This is a genomic window from Mesorhizobium sp. WSM4816, assembly GCF_055811535.1.
Genome location: NZ_JBVVQR010000052.1, coordinates 1 through 19,953, shown reverse-complemented (window position 1 = coordinate 19,953; position 19,953 = coordinate 1). Strand labels below are relative to the sequence as shown.

The 19,953-nt window shown below is 61.8% G+C and carries 21 protein-coding genes and 1 pseudogene; 5 read left to right on the top strand and 17 right to left on the bottom strand.

The window, feature by feature from the left end:
- Window positions 1-72 precede the first annotated feature (72 nt).
- Window positions 73-921: a DUF1194 domain-containing protein gene (locus AC0L3H_RS30705; protein ID WP_473587964.1), complete on the top strand. Its 849-nt coding sequence runs from the start codon at window positions 73-75 to the stop codon at window positions 919-921.
- 48 nt (window positions 922-969) lie between these two features.
- On the opposite strand, the gene AC0L3H_RS30700 is transcribed toward AC0L3H_RS30705, so the two are convergent.
- The 3 genes from AC0L3H_RS30700 to AC0L3H_RS30690 all read right to left on the bottom strand — a co-directional run bounded on the left by AC0L3H_RS30700 (window position 970) and on the right by AC0L3H_RS30690 (window position 2,907).
- Window positions 970-1,908, bottom strand: a complete 939-nt coding sequence (locus tag AC0L3H_RS30700) for a GlxA family transcriptional regulator (protein ID WP_473587976.1) — start codon at window positions 1,906-1,908, stop codon at window positions 970-972.
- Window positions 1,909-2,256: 348 nt separating this feature from the next.
- On the bottom strand, window positions 2,257-2,403 hold the full coding sequence (locus AC0L3H_RS30695; RefSeq protein ID WP_198032808.1) for a hypothetical protein: 147 nt from the start codon (window positions 2,401-2,403) through the stop codon (window positions 2,257-2,259).
- Between the two features lie 315 nt (window positions 2,404-2,718).
- Window positions 2,719-2,907 (bottom strand): hypothetical protein, encoded by a 189-nt coding sequence (locus AC0L3H_RS30690; RefSeq protein WP_473587963.1) that lies wholly within the window; start codon window positions 2,905-2,907, stop codon window positions 2,719-2,721.
- A gap of 209 nt (window positions 2,908-3,116) precedes the next feature.
- Between AC0L3H_RS30690 and AC0L3H_RS30685 the strand changes: the two genes are divergently transcribed.
- Window positions 3,117-4,016 (top strand): LysR substrate-binding domain-containing protein, encoded by a 900-nt coding sequence (locus AC0L3H_RS30685; protein ID WP_023798923.1) that lies wholly within the window; start codon window positions 3,117-3,119, stop codon window positions 4,014-4,016.
- Between the two features lie 2 nt (window positions 4,017-4,018).
- Here AC0L3H_RS30685 and AC0L3H_RS30680 read toward each other — a convergent pair whose 3' ends face one another.
- From AC0L3H_RS30680 to AC0L3H_RS30625, 12 genes are all read right to left on the bottom strand, one after another.
- The gene (locus AC0L3H_RS30680; RefSeq protein WP_473511600.1) at window positions 4,019-5,002 is read right to left on the bottom strand and encodes an alpha/beta hydrolase; all 984 of its coding nucleotides are present in this window, start codon (window positions 5,000-5,002) and stop codon (window positions 4,019-4,021) included.
- A gap of 248 nt (window positions 5,003-5,250) precedes the next feature.
- A complete protein-coding gene (locus tag AC0L3H_RS30675) occupies window positions 5,251-5,436 on the bottom strand; it encodes a hypothetical protein (RefSeq protein WP_473587962.1) in 186 nt (61 codons plus the stop codon).
- Window positions 5,437-5,625: 189 nt separating this feature from the next.
- The gene (locus tag AC0L3H_RS30670; RefSeq protein WP_473587975.1) at window positions 5,626-7,755 is read right to left on the bottom strand and encodes an ASKHA domain-containing protein; all 2,130 of its coding nucleotides are present in this window, start codon (window positions 7,753-7,755) and stop codon (window positions 5,626-5,628) included.
- The gene (locus AC0L3H_RS30665) at window positions 7,706-8,680 is read right to left on the bottom strand and encodes a methyltetrahydrofolate cobalamin methyltransferase (protein WP_023798928.1); all 975 of its coding nucleotides are present in this window, start codon (window positions 8,678-8,680) and stop codon (window positions 7,706-7,708) included. The genes AC0L3H_RS30670 and AC0L3H_RS30665 overlap by 50 nt, the downstream gene beginning before the upstream one ends.
- A 78-nt stretch (window positions 8,681-8,758) precedes the next feature.
- Window positions 8,759-9,850, bottom strand: a complete 1,092-nt coding sequence (locus AC0L3H_RS30660) for a methylenetetrahydrofolate reductase (RefSeq protein ID WP_027154501.1) — start codon at window positions 9,848-9,850, stop codon at window positions 8,759-8,761.
- Complete coding sequence (locus tag AC0L3H_RS30655; RefSeq protein ID WP_027154500.1) at window positions 9,847-10,446, bottom strand: methylenetetrahydrofolate reductase C-terminal domain-containing protein; 600 nt, start codon at window positions 10,444-10,446, stop codon at window positions 9,847-9,849. Before AC0L3H_RS30655 ends, AC0L3H_RS30660 begins: the two co-directional genes overlap by 4 nt.
- Window positions 10,439-10,741: a virulence factor gene (locus tag AC0L3H_RS30650; RefSeq protein WP_128173850.1), complete on the bottom strand. Its 303-nt coding sequence runs from the start codon at window positions 10,739-10,741 to the stop codon at window positions 10,439-10,441. The genes AC0L3H_RS30655 and AC0L3H_RS30650 overlap by 8 nt, the downstream gene beginning before the upstream one ends.
- A gap of 247 nt (window positions 10,742-10,988) precedes the next feature.
- Window positions 10,989-11,900, bottom strand: a complete 912-nt coding sequence (locus AC0L3H_RS30645; protein WP_473491312.1) for a fatty acid desaturase — start codon at window positions 11,898-11,900, stop codon at window positions 10,989-10,991.
- Window positions 11,901-12,338: 438 nt separating this feature from the next.
- Entirely contained in the window at window positions 12,339-12,578 is a 240-nt protein-coding gene (locus AC0L3H_RS30640; protein ID WP_473587974.1) for a nuclear transport factor 2-like protein, read from the bottom strand.
- Window positions 12,579-12,595: 17 nt separating this feature from the next.
- Window positions 12,596-12,877, bottom strand: coding sequence for a hypothetical protein (locus tag AC0L3H_RS30635; RefSeq protein WP_473587961.1), 282 nt, complete (start codon window positions 12,875-12,877; stop codon window positions 12,596-12,598).
- Between the two features lie 47 nt (window positions 12,878-12,924).
- Window positions 12,925-16,332 carry an AAA family ATPase gene (locus AC0L3H_RS30630; RefSeq protein ID WP_473587960.1) on the bottom strand — a complete coding sequence of 1,136 codons (3,408 nt, stop codon included), beginning with the start codon at window positions 16,330-16,332 and terminating at the stop codon, window positions 12,925-12,927.
- A gap of 407 nt (window positions 16,333-16,739) precedes the next feature.
- Window positions 16,740-17,312 (bottom strand): DUF4893 domain-containing protein, encoded by a 573-nt coding sequence (locus AC0L3H_RS30625; protein ID WP_473587959.1) that lies wholly within the window; start codon window positions 17,310-17,312, stop codon window positions 16,740-16,742.
- Between the two features lie 123 nt (window positions 17,313-17,435).
- Here AC0L3H_RS30625 and AC0L3H_RS30620 point away from each other — a divergent pair, with 123 nt between their 5' ends.
- Entirely contained in the window at window positions 17,436-18,359 is a 924-nt protein-coding gene (locus AC0L3H_RS30620) for an NAD-dependent epimerase/dehydratase family protein (protein WP_473587958.1), read from the top strand.
- 8 nt (window positions 18,360-18,367) lie between these two features.
- On the opposite strand, the gene AC0L3H_RS30615 is transcribed toward AC0L3H_RS30620, so the two are convergent.
- Window positions 18,368-18,997, bottom strand: a complete 630-nt coding sequence (locus AC0L3H_RS30615) for a DUF1638 domain-containing protein (protein ID WP_473587957.1) — start codon at window positions 18,995-18,997, stop codon at window positions 18,368-18,370.
- A gap of 56 nt (window positions 18,998-19,053) precedes the next feature.
- On the opposite strand from AC0L3H_RS30615, the gene AC0L3H_RS30610 reads away from it, so the two are divergent.
- Together AC0L3H_RS30610 and AC0L3H_RS30605 are read left to right on the top strand one after the other, a co-directional pair.
- Complete coding sequence (locus AC0L3H_RS30610; RefSeq protein WP_473491323.1) at window positions 19,054-19,194, top strand: EncA/B family entericidin; 141 nt, start codon at window positions 19,054-19,056, stop codon at window positions 19,192-19,194.
- Window positions 19,195-19,469: 275 nt separating this feature from the next.
- Window positions 19,470-19,679, top strand: coding sequence for a hypothetical protein (locus AC0L3H_RS30605; RefSeq protein WP_473491325.1), 210 nt, complete (start codon window positions 19,470-19,472; stop codon window positions 19,677-19,679).
- A 130-nt stretch (window positions 19,680-19,809) separates the two neighbouring features.
- Here AC0L3H_RS30605 and AC0L3H_RS30600 read toward each other — a convergent pair.
- Window positions 19,810-19,953 (bottom strand): annotated as a pseudogene (locus AC0L3H_RS30600) (cobalamin-binding protein); the annotation flags it as partial.

The following is a 19,953-nucleotide window of genomic DNA, read 5'->3' as shown; positions in this document are numbered from 1 at the left end:
TTGGACGACATGCATTGGCCCGGCGCCCGGCTTTTCGCTTTGTGGCGTGACGATTTTCGCTTACCTTGCGGCATGTCTGCTTTTCCTCGCGCAGGACATCTCCTCTCAGGCGCCGCCGCGCTGGTGCTGATGCTCGTCCAGGCGCCGGACTCCCGCGCTGCCGAACCCGTCGACGTCGAACTGGTGCTGGCGGTCGACGTTTCGCTGTCGATGTCGCCGGCCGAACTCGAAATCCAGCGTCGCGGCTATGTCGCGGCACTGACGCATGACACGGTCCTGCAGGCCATCGCCGACGGCGCCTACGGCAAGATTGCCGTCACCTATGTCGAATGGGCCGGCACGACCTGGCAGCACATCATCGTGCCGTGGACGGTGATCGCCAATCGTGCCGACGCCGAGCGGGTGGTCGAACAGCTCTCCGCCCATGCGCCCAACAGCGCCCGGCGCACCTCGATTTCCGGAGCCTTGCAATTCAGCAGCGATCTCTTCGCCGAGAGCGGCTTCCAGGGCGTCAAGCGCGTCATCGACATTTCAGGCGATGGCCCCAACAATCAAGGTGCTCCCGTCGACATCATCCGTGACGAACTGGTCAGGCAAGGCATTACCATCAACGGCCTGCCGCTGATGACCCGGGGCGGCTTCACCAGCGTCTACGACGTCAACTATCTCGACCGCTATTACACCGACTGCGTCATCGGCGGGCCCGGGGCGTTCATGATCCCGGTCAATGAGTGGACGCAGTTTCCCGAAGCGATCCGCCGCAAGCTGGTGCTTGAGCTTGCCGGGGCTGCCTCACCGCAATGGGCGGCGGAAGAAGCGGCGCATCCGCCGGTGGTGCTGGCGCAGGACAAGCTGGCCACCGACTGCCAGGTCGGCGAGAAGATGTGGCGCGACCGAAGCTGGATGTTCGACACCCGCTAGACTTCAATCGCCGTCCGCCAGAGGTACGCGTGCAAGATGTTGCCTTGTCTACGCGGCCAGCAACTGCTTGCGATCGACGCGCTCCTGCTGCGGCGAGCGCGCATAGAGTTCGCGGTAGCATTTGGAGAAATGCGAGGCGGAGACGAAGCCGCAAGCGACCGCCACTTCGACCACCGGCAGCGATGATTGGATCAGCAAGTGCCGGGCCCGGTCGAGGCGGATCTCCAGATAGTAGCGGGCAGGGGATCGTCCCATTTCGGTGCGGAACAGGCGCTCGATCTGCCGGCGTGACAGGTCGACATGGTCGGCGATCTCGATCAACGACAGCGGCTCGGACAGGTTTGATTCCATCAATTCGATGATGGTCAGCACCTTGGAGTTCTGCACGCCAAGGCGTGCGCGCAGCGGCAGGCGCTGGCGATCGGTCGGGCTACGCACGCGGTCAGTCAAGACCTGCTCGCAGACCCGGTTAACCAGATTGTCGTCGAAATCGTCGCCGATCAGCTTCAGCATCATATCGAGCGCTGCTGTGCCGCCGGCACAGGTGTAGATGTTCTGGTCGATCTCGAAGAGGTCGGCAAAGACATTGGCCTTCGGGAAGGCTTCGGAGAAGCCCGGCAGGTTCTCCCAATGAATGGCGCAGCGCTTGTTGGACAACAGGCCGGCGGCGGCCAGTATATGAGCGCCGGTGCACAGGCCGCCGATGGCGACGCCGCGATTGTATTCCTCGCGCAGCCAGGCGAAGGCCGATTTGTTCTGGTAGCGCTCGACATTGATGCCGCTGCAAACGACCGCCATGTTCGGCCGTTCGGAGCCGGACATCTTCTTGCGTTCGTCCTCCAGCGAGGTGTCGACGGCGCATTCGACGCCGTTCGAGGCGCGCACTGGCTTGCCGTCGATGCTGGCGAGCCGCCAGCGGTAGGCCTCGTAGCCGAGCATCCGGTTGGCCGACCGCAACGGATCGAGCGCCGTTGCAAAGGCGATCATGGTAAAATCGGGGACCAGGAAGAATACAAACGATCGCCTGATCGGATGATTTACGACGTTCACAGGGTAACCCTCACGCTGCAATGGCGCGAACAGGATGTCGCGATCAGCATAGCGACATCAGGAAAAACTTTTCCTGTCAATCGGCTAGGCGGCAACGGAAAGACTTTATTTGCGACATGGGTCGCAAATGGGCAATCGCTATGCGATGGCGGACCCGACATGCTGCCGGATTAAGCATAGGCCGCATGTGGTCGGGGCATGACCAGGCACGCCGCCTCGGCGAACCGAAGCGGCGCTGTGATCAACTTCAAAGCAGCAGCGAGCGCTGCTTGCGAGCTTGGCAGATCAGGCGACGAAGCCGAGGCGTGCGGCGGCCACGGCGCCGGTCTGGCCCGGCATGGTGTTGGCAAGGCGCTGGCGCTCGAGCGCGGTCGTCAGGCTCATTTCACGGCGAGCAAAAAGGCGGGCAAAAAGCTTCATCATCATCTCCATTCGGTTGCTCAGACGGGTCGCCTTCGCGTGATGGAGTGGGGCAGCTCGTTGGCTGGCGCTGATATAGGCTTACGTGAAGGGAAACTAAATCGCAAAAGCGAAGCACTTGATAGGAAAAGCGACACGGCATGCGACGTATTTGGGCATTCCGCCAGATTAATGATCACTTACAAGGCGTTAGTTCAAAATTTGAGCTGCTATGCGGCCCGGTCATAGGCACCATGCAACGACGGGATGGCTCGGAAATGGCTGCAAATAAAAAGGCCTGCCGGACATGGTCTGTGCGGCAGGCCTTCAGCTTTTGATACACACGATCTATTTTGCTCCGCCAGCCCAGGATCCAACGCCGTGGCGAGTGCCGGTCTTGGTGTCGGCGGCTTCAGGCCAGCCGATATCCTTCTGCAGTTCGATCGGCAGAGAGTGGATGGCGCGTTCGGTCTGGTAGCGGGCGCGGGCCGCGCTGAATTCGGCCGCGATGCGGCCGATGGATGACAGGATAGACATTTTTACTTCTCCTTTAAGTTTGGGCCGGGGTGCCGGTCGCTCGGCGGACCAAGCGCTACACCCGGTTTGTTTCAGCTTCATTTCGTGTCGATTGCAGATCAGTGTCATTGCCGTCCGCCTTCGATGGAGTTGACTATCCTCCCAAAATGATGTTCAATCAAACGAAATGGAATGATAGTTTGCATCAGAAAAATTGAAGGTCGATCCCGATGAACGCCCCACTCAATCATCCGTTGCCGCTGCTCGATCTCGACGTCTTGCGCACTTTTGTGGCGATCGCCGAGACCGGCAGTTTCACCACCGCTGCCAGTGCTGTCTTCCGCACGCCGTCGGCCGTCTCCATGCAGATCAAGAAGCTGGAGGACATTCTCGGCCGCTCGGTGTTTGCGCGCGACGCGCGCTCGGTGACGCTGACCACGGATGGCGAGATGCTGCTCGGCTACGCTCGCCGGCTGTTGTCGATCAACCGCGAGGTGGTGTCGAAGTTCATCATCCCCGACATTGTCGGGGTGGTGCGGCTCGGCTCGCCTGATGACTATGGCGAGCGCGTGCTGCCGCATGTGCTGAAGCGTTTTGCACAGTCGCATCCTTCGATCGCCGTCGACGTGACCATCGACCAGAGCGTCAATCTGCGTCGGCGCATGGACGACCGGGCGCTCGACATCACGCTTCTCACCAATTCCTACAAGACCAGCGCGCTCGGCGCCGAAGTGCTGCTCACCGAACCGATCGTCTGGGCCGGCGCCAAGGGCGGCTGCGCGCATCTGCGCGAACCGCTGCCGGTGTCATTGTGGGAAGAGGGCTGCGCCTGGCGGGCAGGCGCCCTCGAGGCGCTTGGGCGTGAGGGCCGCAACTACCGCGTCGCCTATATGAGTGCGCACACCGCCGGCCAGCGCGCCGCAATCATGTCCGACCTCGCGGTGGCGCCGCTGCCGAAATCGTTCCTCGGCAGCGACATGGTCGAGCTTTGCCCGAAGGACGGCATGCCCGACATCGGCACCTACAATCTGGCCATGGTCGTGGCGCCGGACGCCAGCGCGCCAGTGAAAGCCGTTGCCGATCACATCCGCGCGACCTTCGAAGTGTTCAAAGAAACCGGAAAGTTTTGATTTCAGGACTTCGACGGCGCAGACAGGTTGTGAGTGGAGACTTCACGACCTGTCCTTTGCAGTGCCAATTCGCCGGCATTGGCATGATAGCTTTCGGTGTCGCTGGCTAAAAACGTCACGATGCTGTCCCGCGCGCGCCGCGCTTCTGGCATGTCGATCAGCGGCCAAGCATGGAACATGCCTTGCTCGTGCACAACCTCTATCGCGACACCGGCGGCACGGGCCTTTTGCGCGAAGATCAGATTGTCGGGGGTCAGCATGTCGCGCGAACCGGTCAAAAGCAGCGTTTTCGGCAACACCGAGAGGTCACCGTAAAGCGGACTGATGCGCCAGTCGCTGGGATCTATGCCGGCACTGTAGAGCCGGACTGCCTCCAGCCCGCCAGGAATTCCCAGCCACGGATCGTAGCGTTCCGCCTCGAACACTTCGGGGTTGGCGAGCGACAGATCGAGCCCGGGCGAAATCAGCACATGGCGCGACGGCAATGGCAGGTCGGCTTCCGCGGCCATCATGGTCAGCACCACGGCCATGTTGCCGCCGGCGGAATCGCCAATGAACACGATGTCCTGCGCTTCCGTTTCGTCGAGCATCTGACGGTAGACCTTGCCGACCATGCCGAACATGGCGTGGAAATCGTGTTCGGGAGCAATGGGATAGATCGGCACGGTGATGCCGAAGCCCAGCCGATCGGCCATATCGGCGATCAGTCCCCAGTGATAAGACGTGATTTGAAAGACATAGGCGCCGCCATGCAGGTAGAGGATCCGCTTTCTCTCGCCGGTCTTCGGCGCGATCTCGTACACGGGAAAGCCGTCCACGCTGCGCGTCGCGATCTCGAAACGCTGATGCAGCGATGCGGGCGGCTGATGGTTCTCCGTCTTGCGGGCATAGGCGATCCAGCGCTGCAGGTTTTCCGGGCTGGAAAAGGCTTTCTTGCGGCTATACCTGAGCACGAAGGAAACGACGTGGCTTTTGATACTGGGCATGCGGACACACGGACTTCGGCTGAGCCGACTAAGAGAACCCCTCGCAATCGAAGATCGTGCCTTCGCCCAGAATGTCAAGATTTGCGCGGTCTCAACACGGCCCTGTGATCTGGCTGGCAATCAAGGCCAGCGCAGCATCGCTCAGCGCCTGGGCAGCAGTACGGCGCGCAGCCGACGGTCGCTTGCTGCCGGAGCCGGATGACGGTTCCGGCGCTTGGCCAGCAGCTTGCATTTGTCGGCGAAGGTCATCAGCGCGCCGAACCCAGATGCAGGGCCGAGAAGGTGACCTGCGGGTCGTTGCGCGGCGACACGGGCCAGCCGATATCCTTCTGAATTTCGGGCGGCAGGCTGTTCATGGCCCGGACCGACCTGTTCCTGTTGTGCGCATGCTTGATAGCCGTACCAAAGCGGCCGAGGCTTTCGAACATCGACATCTTCATCTCCCTTGGAGTGCTGCGGCGGCTGAAAGTTATTTCCTGCCTGCCGTTCGATGCCGGTTAAATGCGCCGCGTGTGTATCGGGTGGATTTCGCGAAAACAGCGCCTTGTTTCTGTTTGGGCTGATCCGGAAACATATGCATGCAAATGAGAATGAGGGTGAGTGCAGCCTATAGCAGCGGGATGCTACCCCCGGCCGCGTCGGGCGGCGTGGCCTTCGCGCGAACGACGCCGTGGGGCGGCATCGCCGGCAATGCCGTCCTCGCTCACGGTCTTGCGCGGCGGCAGCTTCACCGCCGCCGATAGTTTCGGGAACGGGTCGATCTTGTTCGGCAGCGCCATGGCATAGACGAAATGCTCCTGGAATCTCGGCTCCAGCGCCGTCTCGATCTTCTCGATCCGGCTCACTGTTTCCTCGATCTCGCGGCGATAGCCGCGATTGAGCAGCGCCATGCGCGCACCGGCACCGGCGGCGTTGCCGACGGCCGAGACCTTATCGAGATCGCAGTCGGGAATCAGTCCCAGCACCATGGCGTATTTCGGATCGATAAAGGAGCCGAAGGCACCGGCGAAGTGGATGCGGTCGACATGATCGGTGTGCTGCTTTTCCATCAACAGCTTGGTGCCGGCGTAGAGGGCCGCCTTGGCGAGTTGGATGGCGCGCACGTCGGTCTGGGTGATGGTGATCCTCGGCTCGCCGTCCTTCAGCACGTAGGAGAAGGTGCGGCCATTGGCGGTGACGCGCGGCGAGCGGGCGCAGAGCCCACCGTCGACGACGCCGTCCTCGGAGATGATGCCGGCCAGGTACATCTCGGCGACCACCTCGATGATGCCGGAGCCGCAGATGCCGGTGACGCCGGTTGCCTGGACGCTGTCGAGGAAGCCGGGCTCGTCGGACCACAGTTCCGAGCCGATGACGCGGTATTTCGGCTCCAGCGTGTCGGGATCGATGCGGACGCGCTCGATGGCGCCGGGCGCAGCGCGCTGGCCGCCGGAGATTTCCGCGCCCTCGAAGGCCGGACCGGTGGGCGAGGAGGCCGCCACGACCCGCTGGCGATTGCCGAGCACGATCTCGGCATTGGTGCCGACATCGACGATCAGCATCATCTCGTCCTGGCGGTGCGGGCCTTCCGACAGCGTCACCGCAGCCGCGTCGGCGCCGACATGGCCGGCGATGCAAGGCAGCATGTAGAGCCTGGCGCCCTGGTTGAGCTTCAGGCCGATATCCGACGCCTTGATGTGCACGGCGCCCGAGACGGCCAGCGCGAAGGGCGCGCCGCCGAGTTCGGTCGGGTCGATGCCGAGGAACAGATGGTGCATGATCGGATTGCCGACGAAGACGCAATCCAGGATGTCGTTGCGCTGGACGTTGCCTTCCGCGCAAACCTTGTCGACGAGACCCGAGATCGCCTCGCGCACCGCGACCGTCATGCCTTCGCGGCCGTCCGGGTTCATCATCACATAGGAAACGCGGCTCATCAGATCCTCGCCGAAGCGGATCTGCGGGTTCGACGTGCCTGACGAGGCGGCGACGCGGCCCGACAGCAGCGACACCAGATGCATGGCGATGGTGGTCGAGCCGATATCGCAGGCAAGCCCGTAGGCCTCGTTCTTGAGGCCGGGCCACAACGAGATGACCCGCGCGGTCTCGCTGTCGGCATCCTTGTGGATGGCGGCGGTCGCGGTCCAGTTGCCTTTGCGCAGGATGCCTTGCACCTGCGGCAGCAGATGGAAATCGAAATCGAGGCTGTTGAGCCCCCAGTCCTTCATCAGCGCGATCTTCAGGCGATCGAGATCGCCTGATGGATTGTGCATGTCGGGCTCTTCGATCTCGACATAGCACATGTGGATTGCCGAATCGCGGGCAATGACCCTGGTGTCGGCATCCTTGCGAATGGTCTGGGCGTTGATGACCGTGTCCTGCGGCACATCCACGACGAGATCGCCGAGGATCTGCGCCGAGCAGGACAGGCGGCGCCGTTCGGGAAGGCCGCGCACGCGTTCGTAGCGTTCCTCCTTGGCGCCCTTGGGCGAGATGTGGTCGTTGGAAGAGACGATCTTGTGCTTGGCGAAATTGCCTTCCTGCACCTCGACCTGGCAGCGCCCGCAGGTGGCGCGTCCACCGCACACGCTCTCGACATAGACGCCGAGCTGGCGTGCGGCATCGAGCACCGGCGTGCCGACCGGAAACCGCCCGCGCTTGCCGGACGGCATGAACAGCACGAGTGGATCGGTGATGTTGGCAGGAGAGTTCACGATTGCGCGCTTATCCTCGGGCCATACGGGCTTCACGACCCCCGCGCCGGCGACCGCCATTGCCATTGCCTTCGCCCGGCGCATTGACTTGCGTGGGCGCCGCGATCGCCTGGCCGCCTTCGGCCGGCTTGTAGTCCTTGTAGGTCCTGATCCAGTTGGTGCAGTTCTCGTCGGTGCCATTCAGCACATTGGCGCCGCGCACCGCTTCCATCTCTTGCGGACGCACCGGGTTCATGATCGCCGAGGTCATGCCGGCGCCGATCACCATCGGGATGAAGGCAGCATTGATGCCGTGGCGGTGCGGCAGGCCGAACGAGATGTTTGACAGGCCGCAGGTGGTGTTGACCTTGAGCTCTTCACGCAGCCGGCGCAGCAGGGCAAAGACCTGGCGGCCGGCGTCGCCGAGCGCGCCGATCGGCATGACCAGCGGGTCGACGACCACGTCATGCGCCGGAATGCCGAAATCGGCGCAGCGCTCGACGATCTTCTTGGCGACGGCGAAGCGCACATCCGGATCCATCGAAATGCCTGTCTCGTCGTTGGAGATGGCAACCACCGGGACATTGTATTTCTTGACCAGCGGCAGGATGGCTTCGAGCTTTTCTTCCTCGCCGGTGACGGAGTTGACCAGCGGACGGCCCTTGGCGACCCTGAGCGCCGCCTCGATCGCCGCGGTCACCGAACTGTCGATCGACAGCGGCAGGTCGACCAGCCCCTGCACGATTTCCAGCGTCTGCACCAGCAGGCCGGGTTCTGTCTCGTTCGGGTTGACCGAGGTGACGCCGGCATTGACGTCGAGCATGGTCGCGCCGCAGGCGGCCTGTTCCAGCGCGTCCCTGATGACGGTATCGAAATTGCCTGCGATCATCTCGGCCGCGAGCTTCTTGCGCCCGGTTGGATTGATGCGCTCACCGATCACGCAGAAGGGCTGGTCGAAGCCGATGATGATTTCTCGTGTCGCCGAGGCGACGATCGTCCGGGTCATGCAATCTCTCCCTCGTGATATAAAGACTTCTTTATATCGTTTCTGTTTTCGATCAAGCGAATGGTGGCGTCCGCGCCATCAATGCGCGGTCTTGACCATGTCGACCTGCGTTTCGGTGATCTCGTCGTGCAAAATGTGGTCGAGCCGGTCGGCGACGAGCTGATCGTCGCGGCGGATTTCGCGTTTCCAGGGCTGGCGCCCCTTCAGCACGCCCGATTCATCGACGATCTCGGCGACATATTCCTCCTGGCGATAGGCCATCACATGGACGCCGCAGACGCCGGGAATTTCTTTCACCTCGTTGATGATATCGATGCAGAGCTGCTTGCCTTCCTTCTTCTGGTCCTGGGCGCCTTCCAGCCGCTTGACGATCGAATCGGGGATATGAATGCCCGGCACGTTTGAGCGGATCCATTTGGCGGTCTTGGCCGAGGCCAGCGGTCCGACGCCGCACAGGATGAAGCATTTTTCCGTAAAACCGAGATCGCGGACCTGCTGCATGTAGGTGCGGAACATCGGCACGTCGAAGCAGTACTGGCTCTGCACGAATTGCGCGCCGGCGGCGATTTTCTTGCCCAGCCGGTAGGGGCGGAAATCGATCGGCGGCGCGAAAGGGTTGATCGCCGCGCCGAGGAAAAGCTGCGGCGGCGTCGTCAGCTTGCGGCCGGACAGGAACTTGCCATTGTCGCGCATGATGCGGCAGGTTTCCAGCAGTGACATGCAGTCGAGATCGAATACCGGCTTGGCGCCTGGCTGGTCGCCGGCCTGCACGCCGTCGCCGGTCAGGCACAGCATGTTGGCGACGCCCATCGCCGCCCCGCCCAGCACGTCGCCCTGGATGGCGATGCGGTTCCTGTCGCGGCAGGCGATCTGCATGATCGGGGCATAACCCATGCGGGTCAGCAGCGCACAGATGCCGACCGACGACATGTGGCAGTTGGCGCCCGAGGCGTCGACGGCGTTGATGGCGTCGACCCAGCCGTCGAAGATTTTGGCGCGGTTGTAGACGTCTTCCGGATCGGCGCTGTCCGGCGGGTTGAGCTCGGTGGTCACCGCGAATTCGCCGCGCCTCAGGACGCGCTCCAGCCGGCCGCGCGAGGTGTGGCCGGGCAGGGGGTCGAGCGGCAGATGGATGCCGGCCGGGTTCTCGTCGGGCTGGCGGCCGATCATGCCGGTGCCCCAGGTTTTGGAACGTTGCGCGCGGCTTCGCGGGCGGCGGCGGCCTGTGCGGTCACCCGCAGCCATGCCGAGGTCTCGCGCAGCGACTGGTCGACCGGCTTCTGCACGTCGAGGATCTTGTCGCCATGCACCATATTGCGTGAACCTTCCCAGGCCTTGACCCAGACGCACGGCATATCAGGCTCGACCTCGCAATTGCCGTTGGCGCGCACACCGCCGCAAGGGCCGTTGCGCAATTGCTTGGGGCAATTCATCGGGCACGACATGCCGGTAGAAGAAAGGACGCACTGGCCGCACATGCGGCAGTCGAACATAAAACCCTTGACGCGTTTTTCGACGAATTTGATCGGACCTTCGACGCGGCCGTAACCGATGCGCTTCCACAGCGGATGGAGGAGCAAAAACATGTCGGAGAACCTGGCGTAGAACCATTCGAGCAGTCGCGAGTGGCGGACGGACCACAGCCTGACAGCGAAGGAGCGCTGCACGCGCCGCTGCGGCGACACGTCGGCCGGCTTGTAGTCGGATTTCGGCGCTGCCTTCTTGACCAGAGTGGCCTGGGTAATCGCCGGGGTCGTTTCAGACATCTTCTTTTCCGCCCGCCTTGACCAGAGCGACCAGCCGCTCGCGGTCGTATTTCGCGTCGATGTCCTGAAAGGCTTTTTCCGCCTCGCCTTCAAGATCGTCGCTGACCGGCATGGGGTCGGCCTTGCGCCATTCGGCAAGGTAGTCGTCGGTGCCGCCGGCGCCGGTGCGCATCGCGCACATGTCGATCGCCTCGGTAAAGCGCAGCGGCAGTTCGCGCTTGGCGTTCTGCCGGCCCTTCTTGACGATGACCTGGGCGGGGATGTCGCGCCAGTAGACGACGATCAGATCGGCCATGAATTTCCTACTCCTCGCGCATGACCCCGAAAATCGGCATCGATTTTGGAAAGGATCATGCGCCGACTTAAAGTGCTACAGCGTCCATTGCGCGTCCAATAGGATGCGCGGCGCTGTAGTGAGTGCGAGCATTGCCGGAAGCGCTGTCGGGCTGCTTGTTATGGGACGACGCGCGCGCATTCAAAAGCGACGCAATTGGCAGCCGCAACGGAAACGCGAACATATTCGATGCTTGGCCTGGTTTTGATCAGCCGGCGCGACGATCGAAGCTGCCGACTAGCTTCCTGTGGAAGCGGATATAGCCTCGCTCGGTCGTGCGCAGATGTTCGGCGACAATTTGGTGGAAACGCGGCAGGCGGTGAAAGGGAACGGCCGGATAAGCATGGTGCTCGGAGTGGTAAGGCATGTTCCACGCCACGAAGCGTACCAGCCTTGTGGTAAAGGTGGTGCGGGTGTTTTCGAGCATGTTGGCGACATGCGGGCAGAGCGCGTGCTCGGCCAACAGATAGGCCCGCAAAAACGGCTGACCGACGAGCACCGGCACAATCCAGACCCACAACAGCAGCGCCGACTGCACGGCCAGGGAGACTGCCAGCAGCACCGCATAGGCGATCAGAAACCAACGCGCTTGCGAAATCACCTTGTCGCGGCCCTTGTCCGGCACGAAGCCGTCGCGGTTGCGGCCGGCGGCGTTGACGACGATCACGCGCGCCATGCCGCTCCAATAGGGGATTCCGGAGAGATAGCGCACATACTGGCCGATGGTCTCCGGTTTCGGAGCCATCAGTTCGGGGTCATTGTCCGGATCGTGCGTGTGACGGTGGTGCGCGAAATGGAAATAACGGAACCATGCCGGCGGCAGCAGGATCAGGAAGCCGGTGACAGTGGCGATGGCGCGATTGAGCCACGGCGTCCTGAAGGCCGTTTCGTGGATCGTCTCATGCAACAGCGTGAAGAAAAAGACGACCAAGATTCCCTGCGGCAGCACGAGAACCGGCCAGAACGGAATGCGGGCGGCGATCAGCGCACCCAGCACGACAACCAGCCCGCCGTGAACGGCCAGCCGGACAATCCCGGGCCTGTCCAGTTTGGCGGTGAGGTCGCGACGATCCTCGACCGAAAGGCTGGCGATGATGGTGCGGTGGTCGATTTCGCTCATAAGTGCCAAGCTTATCGCCAGGGCGCTGTCCGGTAAATCGGCGCTCGTTGCCAGACGCCGGTTTTTGCACCGGTCCAGCGATGGAACGAGATCGTCGGATGGTACCATTGTTTCCAAGGCAGGCCGCGGCGCGGCGCCCGCAAAGACATAGTGCTAGTCGCTAAAATCTAACGGTTGATACCCAAATCGAATTGCAGCGATGGGCGGTTAACTGCCGTCCGTGTCGCCGATTGGAACGCACAGGCAGCGCCATACCAGACCTTCGTGGTCTCACTTGCGAAATCGTTATCCGCACTCAATCCAGACATCTAGTGATTGGACTTGACGCGCTACTTCGGGACGAGCGACCCGGCGCGGCTTCCTGGGGTTGGATGAATCGCGCCGTTTCGGCCGGGTCGTTATGTGGCTCATTCGAGCGCAATAGAGCGCGACTCGCGATCACTCTAGGCTGGTCTTGCCGAGCTGAGTGTACCAAGTAGCGTTGTCCCAAAAGCTCGTGATCTTGATGATCCGGCCTTCCTCGTTAGTTTCCAGAATGAACAGATGGCGCAACCAATACTCCTTGCCTTTGTTCGTGATTCCAAACACGTCCTTAGTCTGCTTTCCGCCGATGTGAACATCCACGAAGGCAACGTCACCGCTCTTGTCCTCCCAGATTGTGTTAAGCTCGTTGCGCAGGTCAGGGAAAGCATCGATCAGCGTCCGCCAGACGGCACGCCATCTTTGAGGACATTGCCGGAACCAGCGTCACCGAAAGGCACGTAGACGAACGTGGCATTCTCGGTAAAAAGAGTGGTCATGGCGTCTACCTTCCGATCGCGGTAAGCGTCGAAGAATCTCTTTGCCGCTTCCGCTGCATTTGCCGCTTCCGCCGCAGCGACCGCGAAGGCAGACAAGGTGATTGCGATCAGCACCGCCGCCGAAATCCGAGCTGGGTGTAATTTTTCCCGTGTCCTGAGTGAATGGAACGTCATCATCTCCTCCCTGAGATTGTTGACTGCAGCAGATTGTCCAAAACGGCAGATCAGGATTCTACTAGATCGAGGAACGTCCTCGCTTCCTTGATGTCCGGCGACGCGAAGCCCTCTGTGAACCAGCCGCAAACCGGTGCGAGAAGGTCGTGGGCCCTTTGCCGCTCGCTTCCCTGGACCCAGAGTCGGGCAAGAGATGTGGCGGCTCGCAGCTCCCAAAGCTTGGCGCGTTGATGTTGGGCCACGGTAAGCGCGTGCAGGAAGGAAGCCTCGGCCTTCTCGTCCGCCTTCAAGTCCAGGAGCAGTTCGCCCTTGCGGAGGTGCAACTCAGTCTCGTTCCACCGCTCGTTGGTCTCGGTGATCAATGCGAGCCCTTCCTCGATCCTGTCGAGTGCCGCGCGTGGGTTGCCAAGCCTGCTGAGGGCGCTGGCGAGCATGAGCAGCCAGCGTGGCACAAAAAGCTTAGCGTCGTGCCCACGCCATTCGACTATGCCGTCACGCATTTGAGCAAGACCGCTATCCGACTCACCCGCCTGGATCAGAACCCAACCCTTGAGAATGACCCCTGCTGTACGCCAAAGTGAGAAACCGTGCTCCGTACTGATTGAGATCAGTTCATCGACAATGGCCTCATCCGCACCAAAGTTGCTGTCGCGCTTATACGCGCCGAGATCTCTCGAATAAGTGCAAAACAGGGCCGATTGGAACAGGCCGAACGCCGCGGATGGGCTGTGCCGGTGGTGCCTTATAGCCTGTAACAACTCGGTGTATTTCTCGAATGCTTGATCGGGATAACCGAGGTGCAGCAGCGCGTGGGCGATATAGCAAAGGTTTGCGATACGGGGATCATAGGCGAATCGATAGGCAAGCGCAGCGTGCTCGTTCGGATCGTACAGCGCCAACGACGCCTCCATATGCTTGCGTCCGGCATCAAAATCTCCCCGGTGCACCGACGTGATGCCGACGCACCGGTGTGCGATCATGATTGTGGCCCGATCGCAGTCGCATTCGGCCCTGCGCAGCATCGATGTCGTCGTTGCCAGCGCAGCATCGAGTTGACCACGTAGGAGGTAGACGAGATACCGGCCGTAATCGGCCACGCTGCGCAGAGTGATGTCGTCCACTCGCTCGCACAACTCCTCGGCTCGCGCGAACGCCGCTGCGGTGGCCGGCGACGACCAACCTTTGGCCGCCATAAAGGCGGTGCCCAACGCAACCTGCATATCCAGCTCCAGGCGGACGCGCTCCTGAGTGTCAGGTAGCGTGCGGACAAGTCTTAGCCCATTTTCCAGGTGCGCGATCGACTCCAAAATTGCAGAGCGCTGGATCGCCGATTGCGCGGCTTGCCACCAGTAGCTGACTGCCCGCTCGATAAGGCCTGCCTCGGTGCAGTGATGGGCAATGATCTCCGGCAAAGCCTCGGAACCCGCTGCCACACGCTCTTCGAGAGCCGCGGCGATGCGCGCGTGCATCTGCTGCCGCCGAGTTTTGAGAAGGCTGGAATACGCCGCATCCTGCACAAGCGCATGCTTGAAGCTGTAGGTCGCTTCCGGCGGCGCACCGCGGCAATAGATCAACTCGGATCTGCAGAGCTGGGCCAAAGCGTCCTGCAGTTTGCCTTCGTCGTGCGGCGCCACGGCGGCCAGCAGATCGTGCGAGAATTCGCGGCCGATTACAGCCCCGATCTGCGCCACCTCCTTGACCGGCGCCAGGTGATCGAGGCGAGCCATTAGCGAGTCGTGCAGCGTAGCCGGGATTGCCAGCGGCGGGAGAGTTCCGGTCAACTCGAAATGATTGCCGACGTCCCGCAAAAGGCCTGACTCCAGGACTGTCTTGGTCAGTTCCTCAACGAATAGCGGAACCCCGTCAGTTCGCGCCATGATCTGGTCCAGAACCTCGCGCGGTAGCGCCTTGCCGCGTGTGACGCGGAGAGCCACGGCTGCGCCGTGCCGTCGCGTGAGACGAGAAAGCGAGAGCTGGGTCACATGGGCATGGCTGGTCCAGGGTGGGCTGAATTCCGGCCGGAAGGTGATCAGAACCAGTGCCGGCAGACGCTGGACCCGCTCAATTACCAGGCCCAGCAGCTCTAGTGTCGAAGGGTCGATCCAATGCACATCCTCGTATACGGCCAACACAGGCTTCTGCTTGGCTAGGCCGGCGAGCTGCTCGACCAAGATTTCCAGCGTGCGTTGCTTGATGCGCTGTGGCGGCAGATCGATTGGTGGGTAGCGTGTTTCGGTTGGGATCGCAAGCAGAGCGGCCAGTACTTGCGCCGCCTCCCGGTCCTGCTCGCCGCCCCGAGCGAGCAGAGTTTCAAGTTTATCGAGCTTCATCTCGGCGGTGTCATCACGGTCGAAATGCGCCGCCCGCTCCAAAAGTCCGACCACCGGATAAAGCGCACTGTTGGTGTGGTACGGCGAGCAGTAATTGCTGAGCGGGATGTACGATTCGTTGGCCAAGTGCTCGCGCAAGGCGCGCACAATGCGCGACTTGCCAATCCCCGGCTCCCCGGAGAGGAGGATCACCTGTCCTTCATCTTCCTCCGCCCGCGACCAGCGTTCCAGAAGCAGAGCCAGCTCCTGCTCGCGGCCAACGAGCTTCGTCAGCGCGCCGGTGTGGAATGCCTCGAAGCGGCTTTCGGCCCGGCCCTCGCCTCTGACGGAATAGGCTTTCAAGGCCGTCTCGAAGCCCTTCAGAACCTGTGGTCCCAGATCCTCCAACTCGAACAGATCGCCCAGCAGATGTCTTGTGCTCTCGGCGACAATTACGCTGCCCGGCCGGGCCAAGTCCTGCAGTCGCGAGGCCAAGGTCGGCGTCTCGCCGACCACCGCCCGCTCGCGCGCTTCCTTGTCGCCGACAAGCTCACCGACCACCACGAGACCCGTCGCGATCCCCACCCGGCCCGCAAGCGGCTTGCCATCCGGCGCCCGCAGTTGCGCCACTGAACTGGCAACCGCCAAGCCTGCGCGCACCGCCCGCTCGGCATCATCTTCATGCGCTCGTGGCCAGCCGAAATATGCCAGCACACCATCGCCCATGAATTTCGCAATGTGTCCCTCGAAGCGGGTAATCTCGCCTGCGCAACAATTCTGGTAGCCTCGGATGATCTCACTCATCTCCTCGGGATCGACCCGAGCCGAAATCGCGGTGGAGCCGACCAGATCAGCGAACATCACGGTCAGTTGCCGCCGCTCGGCACCGGTTGGGGACGCCGGTGCCGACGCAAGTTCGGCGACTTGAGTCAAGGCTTTGACACCTTCAGCTGAGATTGCAGAGGAACTTTCCCGCAACTCGGCAATAGCCTCCAAAAGCTTCCGGCGGTGCCCTACCGAACTGACGCCGATGTCCTTGAGATCCTCGGCCGTCAGCCGCAGGAGCACTTCGGCCTCGACGTTGTTCTCACGAAAGGCCGTGCCGTATTGCTGCAGCCCTAAGCTGCGCAGCCACTCCTCAATGTCCATGTCCCACTTCCGCGGTGGAGACGCCGGAGGGCTCCTTCGGCAACAGTCCGGCAGTCTTACACAACTGGGGTCCTATGCAACGTCATGGAAGTTGTGGCCGACGGGCTTCTAGCGGCCGGCGTATTAGCGAGGTAGGCGGATCAACCGTCCGGTCTTTGAACCCTGCCGAATTTCAGATCGCTGGAACGAACGGCAGATCCCCACAGCTGTCCTTAAACCACGCCCGCGCCAAGGTCGCGAAAGGGTCACGACGTTCCCTTGACCTCTCATCAGGGATGGTCCGCAAGGGGTCGTCTCGCGTCCTTCTACGTGTGTACCAAGCGTCAGGACTTCACCACCAGCGCGTGGGTTCGCTTTGGACCGCCGGGTTCACCCTGATCATCGGCCTGGGTATCAGGGCAGCGGGCTCAGCGCCTGAGCTCAAGGATGTCGAGCTTCGATTCGTGATAGGGGGCCGGGAACTCGATGCGCCATTCGTTGGCGCTGTTGCGAAAGGCATAGCCGACCTGGTCGCTTTGCGGGCCGCTGCCATAGGGTTTTGCGGGATCGTTGTTGACAAAGAAGGAGCCGAGATAGATCGCGCGCTTTTCGCCGTCGTCGAAGAAACGGCCCTTGGTGCGTTGCGAACCGGTGCGTTTTTCCAGCATCCAGCCCGAACCATCGTCGCTCACCTTGCACTTGAACCAGCCATAGATGACGAGCGGGCTCAGTCCGCCGGCCTTGATGGTGCGGCACTGCCAGCTGCCGGCCAGGTCCTTGCCGGAAAACGCGACCAGCGGCCTTGCCAGCAAGGCGTCGAGCTGCTTGACCTCGGCGTCGTCGCCGGCCCTGGCTTCATCAAGGGCTGCCTTGCGCGTCTCGTCATATTTGTCGAGCCGCACCTTGTCGGCGGGCGTGATCAGCTTCTGCACCTCGCCATCGGCGAGCGCGGGCAGGGCGAAGCAGAAAACGCCTGCGGCAATCAGGAGGCGAGCGATCATCGGTGCGTTTCACCGGCGACGGCTGGAACAGCGTGTTTTCTCGTTTGGCATCCAACTTACCGGTTCGCGGCGGCCTGTCATCCGTGCTTAACAGCGGTCAGCTTAAAACTCGTGGTTTTGCCGATGCGGATCTTGCTTACGGGGTCGTCAGGCTGGCTGGGCAGCGCGCTCGCGCCGCGCCTGCGGGCGCTTGGCCATGACGTCATCGGGCTGGATCCGGTCCCGTCGCCGCAAACGCAGATGATCGGCTCGGTCGCCGACCGTGATCTGGTGATGCGGATGGTCAGGGAAAACCGCATCGAGGCGATCGTCCACAGCGGCGCGCTGCACAAGCCTGACATCGAACACCAACGTAATGAGGATTTCATCGAGACGAATGTGCGCGGCACGCTCAACCTGCTCGACGCGGCGGTGTTGTCAGGCGTTCAGCGCTTCGTCTTCACGTCGACGACCTCGCTGATGATCTCGAAAGCGATACGCGCCGGCCTCACCGGCGGTGCGCGCAAGGCCGCCTGGCTGACGGAAGACATGTCGCCCGAGCCGCGCAACATCTACGGCGTAACCAAGCTTTCGGCCGAACATCTTTGCCGCCTCTATCACATCCAGTCCGGACTGCCGGTGATCGTGCTGCGTACCGCCCGGTTCTTTCCCGAGGCAGACGACATGGCGCATGCGATCGAGCAGTCGGACGCCAACACCAAGGCCAATGAGCTGTTGTTCCGCCGGCTGACCATGGACGATGCCGCAGAGGCCCATGTCGCGGCGCTGGAGAAGGTGCCGCAACTGGGCTTCGATATCTTCATCGTCTCGGCGCCAACGCCGTTCCGGCCTGACGATTGCGGGGCATTGATCGCTGACGCGCCGCCCGTCGTCGCCCGCTATTTTCCGGAATTTCCGGCGCTCTATGCGCGAAAGGGCTGGACGATGTTTTCTTCGATCGATCGTGTCTACGACGCCTCGCGGGCGCGGGACAGGCTGGGCTTCGTCTGCAAGACGAGGTTTGCCGCTGTGCTCGCCGCGCTTGCAGCGGAAGAAGGGGCGGCCTGATCGAACGGTCAGCCGTGTCCGGCGGCGCTGGCCAGTTCCTTCGTCAGATCGCCGTAGCCGGTCGAGCGGCGCTCATAGGCGAGGCCGAGCATTTTCGCGGCCTTTTCGGCGACCTTGTCGAGTTCCGGATCGTCGGTCTGGGCGATATAGACCAGCTTCTGGTAGTTGCCGAAATAGTCCTTGATGAGCTCCGGATGCCTGTCGAGGCCGAGCGGCTTCATGAAGAAGGCGTCGAACTGCCGGCACAGGAAGTCGGTCATGTAGAACGACATCATGTCGTCGTCGGCGATTTTCGCATAGGCGTCCATGCCCTGGTAGAAGGCAAAGCAATGCGGCCCGGCCATGCGCTCGACGCCATGCTTCTCGCAGATACGGTCAAGCAGGCCGCCGGTGCCGCAATCGGCGTAACCGACGAAGATGTTGCTGTAGCCGTCCGCCTTGGCCTTTTCGATCGCCTTGTCCATGGCCGGCGCGATGCGGTCCGGGTAGAAATGGAACTCCGCCGGCAAGCAGGTCAGGTCGAGATGGTCGAGCCGCAACTGTTCCTTGACGGCCAGAATTTCGCGCGCAATCATCCCGCAAGCGATGACGAGCAGCCTGTCACCTTGATCGGGTTGTAGTTTTCGCATGGCGCCCATAGAAGCGGGTTCGTTGCTATTGGTTTCGATTCTATCGAACGAGGGAGACACCGTCCATGAGACTGTTGCGCCTGACACCCGTCGCCATTCTCGCTTGCGCCCTGGCGCTTTCAGCCTGCGCCAACACCATTCGCGGCGTCGGCAGGGACGTCAAATCGACAGCCAACGCGGTCGAGGATACGGTCCAAAATCCCTGATCCCGCGGATATCAACAAGGCGCATCGCTATCGAGAAAGTTCAAGCGATGCGCGTTAAGTCCTTGTAATATATGGGAACAACAAAGCCGCGCCGCAAGGCGTGGTTCGGTCTGTTGTCCATGCGAGTTGGCGGAGATGAGGCCGAAGCGCAGGCTTGGTGTCCCACCCATCCGCAATTCCCTATCGTCACGGCAGGCACAAAAAGTTGACTTTTCGAATGCGCGACATGCCGGTAGTCTTTCCCTGTACCTCAACAACGAAGCTAGGAGCATAGAATGAAGACCGCTCTCTTAGTTGTCGCCGCTCTGGGCCTTTCAGTATCCGGCGCCGCAGCGGAATGTGTCGGCCACAACAAAACGACGGCTTCCGTAGATCAGCAAACCAAAGCTGCAAGCGTAAATCAGCAAACCACAGTCGCAAGCGTCGCGAATACAACCGCCGACACGCCGATCCTGAAAAAGGAAGAGGCGAAAGAGTCTGAATAAGGCGATTCGATCCGCTGCGCGGATCGCTGTTGCTTGTTGAAGTCTTGACATGCCGGCGCTACGCGGCGCCTCGTCTGCAAGAGCATAAGTACGGGCTCCGTACTTATGCTCTTGTGTCCTCCTCGTCAGCTCAGGCCGAAGCGCGGACGTTGTGCTTGCGCTTCATGAAATCCTTGGCGGTTTCGACTGCCACGGCCGCGTCGCGGCAATAGGCGTCGGCGCCGACGGCCTTGCCGAATTCCTCGTTGAGCGGGGCGCCGCCGACCAGCACGAC

Coding starts and splice junctions, on each gene's coding strand:
- AC0L3H_RS30705 (WP_473587964.1), top strand. CDS start 73: ATGTCTGCTTTTCCTCGCGCAGGACATCTCCTCTCAGGCGCCGCCGCG.
- AC0L3H_RS30700 (WP_473587976.1), bottom strand. CDS start 1,908: ATGATCGCCTTTGCAACGGCGCTCGATCCGTTGCGGTCGGCCAACCGG.
- AC0L3H_RS30695 (WP_198032808.1), bottom strand. CDS start 2,403: ATGGAGATGATGATGAAGCTTTTTGCCCGCCTTTTTGCTCGCCGTGAA.
- AC0L3H_RS30690 (WP_473587963.1), bottom strand. CDS start 2,907: ATGTCTATCCTGTCATCCATCGGCCGCATCGCGGCCGAATTCAGCGCG.
- AC0L3H_RS30685 (WP_023798923.1), top strand. CDS start 3,117: ATGAACGCCCCACTCAATCATCCGTTGCCGCTGCTCGATCTCGACGTC.
- AC0L3H_RS30680 (WP_473511600.1), bottom strand. CDS start 5,002: ATGCCCAGTATCAAAAGCCACGTCGTTTCCTTCGTGCTCAGGTATAGC.
- AC0L3H_RS30675 (WP_473587962.1), bottom strand. CDS start 5,436: ATGTCGATGTTCGAAAGCCTCGGCCGCTTTGGTACGGCTATCAAGCAT.
- AC0L3H_RS30670 (WP_473587975.1), bottom strand. CDS start 7,755: ATGGCGGTCGCCGGCGCGGGGGTCGTGAAGCCCGTATGGCCCGAGGAT.
- AC0L3H_RS30665 (WP_023798928.1), bottom strand. CDS start 8,680: ATGACCCGGACGATCGTCGCCTCGGCGACACGAGAAATCATCATCGGC.
- AC0L3H_RS30660 (WP_027154501.1), bottom strand. CDS start 9,850: ATGATCGGCCGCCAGCCCGACGAGAACCCGGCCGGCATCCATCTGCCG.
- AC0L3H_RS30655 (WP_027154500.1), bottom strand. CDS start 10,446: ATGTCTGAAACGACCCCGGCGATTACCCAGGCCACTCTGGTCAAGAAG.
- AC0L3H_RS30650 (WP_128173850.1), bottom strand. CDS start 10,741: ATGGCCGATCTGATCGTCGTCTACTGGCGCGACATCCCCGCCCAGGTC.
- AC0L3H_RS30645 (WP_473491312.1), bottom strand. CDS start 11,900: ATGAGCGAAATCGACCACCGCACCATCATCGCCAGCCTTTCGGTCGAG.
- AC0L3H_RS30635 (WP_473587961.1), bottom strand. CDS start 12,877: ATGATGACGTTCCATTCACTCAGGACACGGGAAAAATTACACCCAGCT.
- AC0L3H_RS30630 (WP_473587960.1), bottom strand. CDS start 16,332: ATGGACATTGAGGAGTGGCTGCGCAGCTTAGGGCTGCAGCAATACGGC.
- AC0L3H_RS30625 (WP_473587959.1), bottom strand. CDS start 17,312: ATGATCGCTCGCCTCCTGATTGCCGCAGGCGTTTTCTGCTTCGCCCTG.
- AC0L3H_RS30620 (WP_473587958.1), top strand. CDS start 17,436: ATGCGGATCTTGCTTACGGGGTCGTCAGGCTGGCTGGGCAGCGCGCTC.
- AC0L3H_RS30615 (WP_473587957.1), bottom strand. CDS start 18,997: ATGGGCGCCATGCGAAAACTACAACCCGATCAAGGTGACAGGCTGCTC.
- AC0L3H_RS30610 (WP_473491323.1), top strand. CDS start 19,054: ATGAGACTGTTGCGCCTGACACCCGTCGCCATTCTCGCTTGCGCCCTG.
- AC0L3H_RS30605 (WP_473491325.1), top strand. CDS start 19,470: ATGAAGACCGCTCTCTTAGTTGTCGCCGCTCTGGGCCTTTCAGTATCC.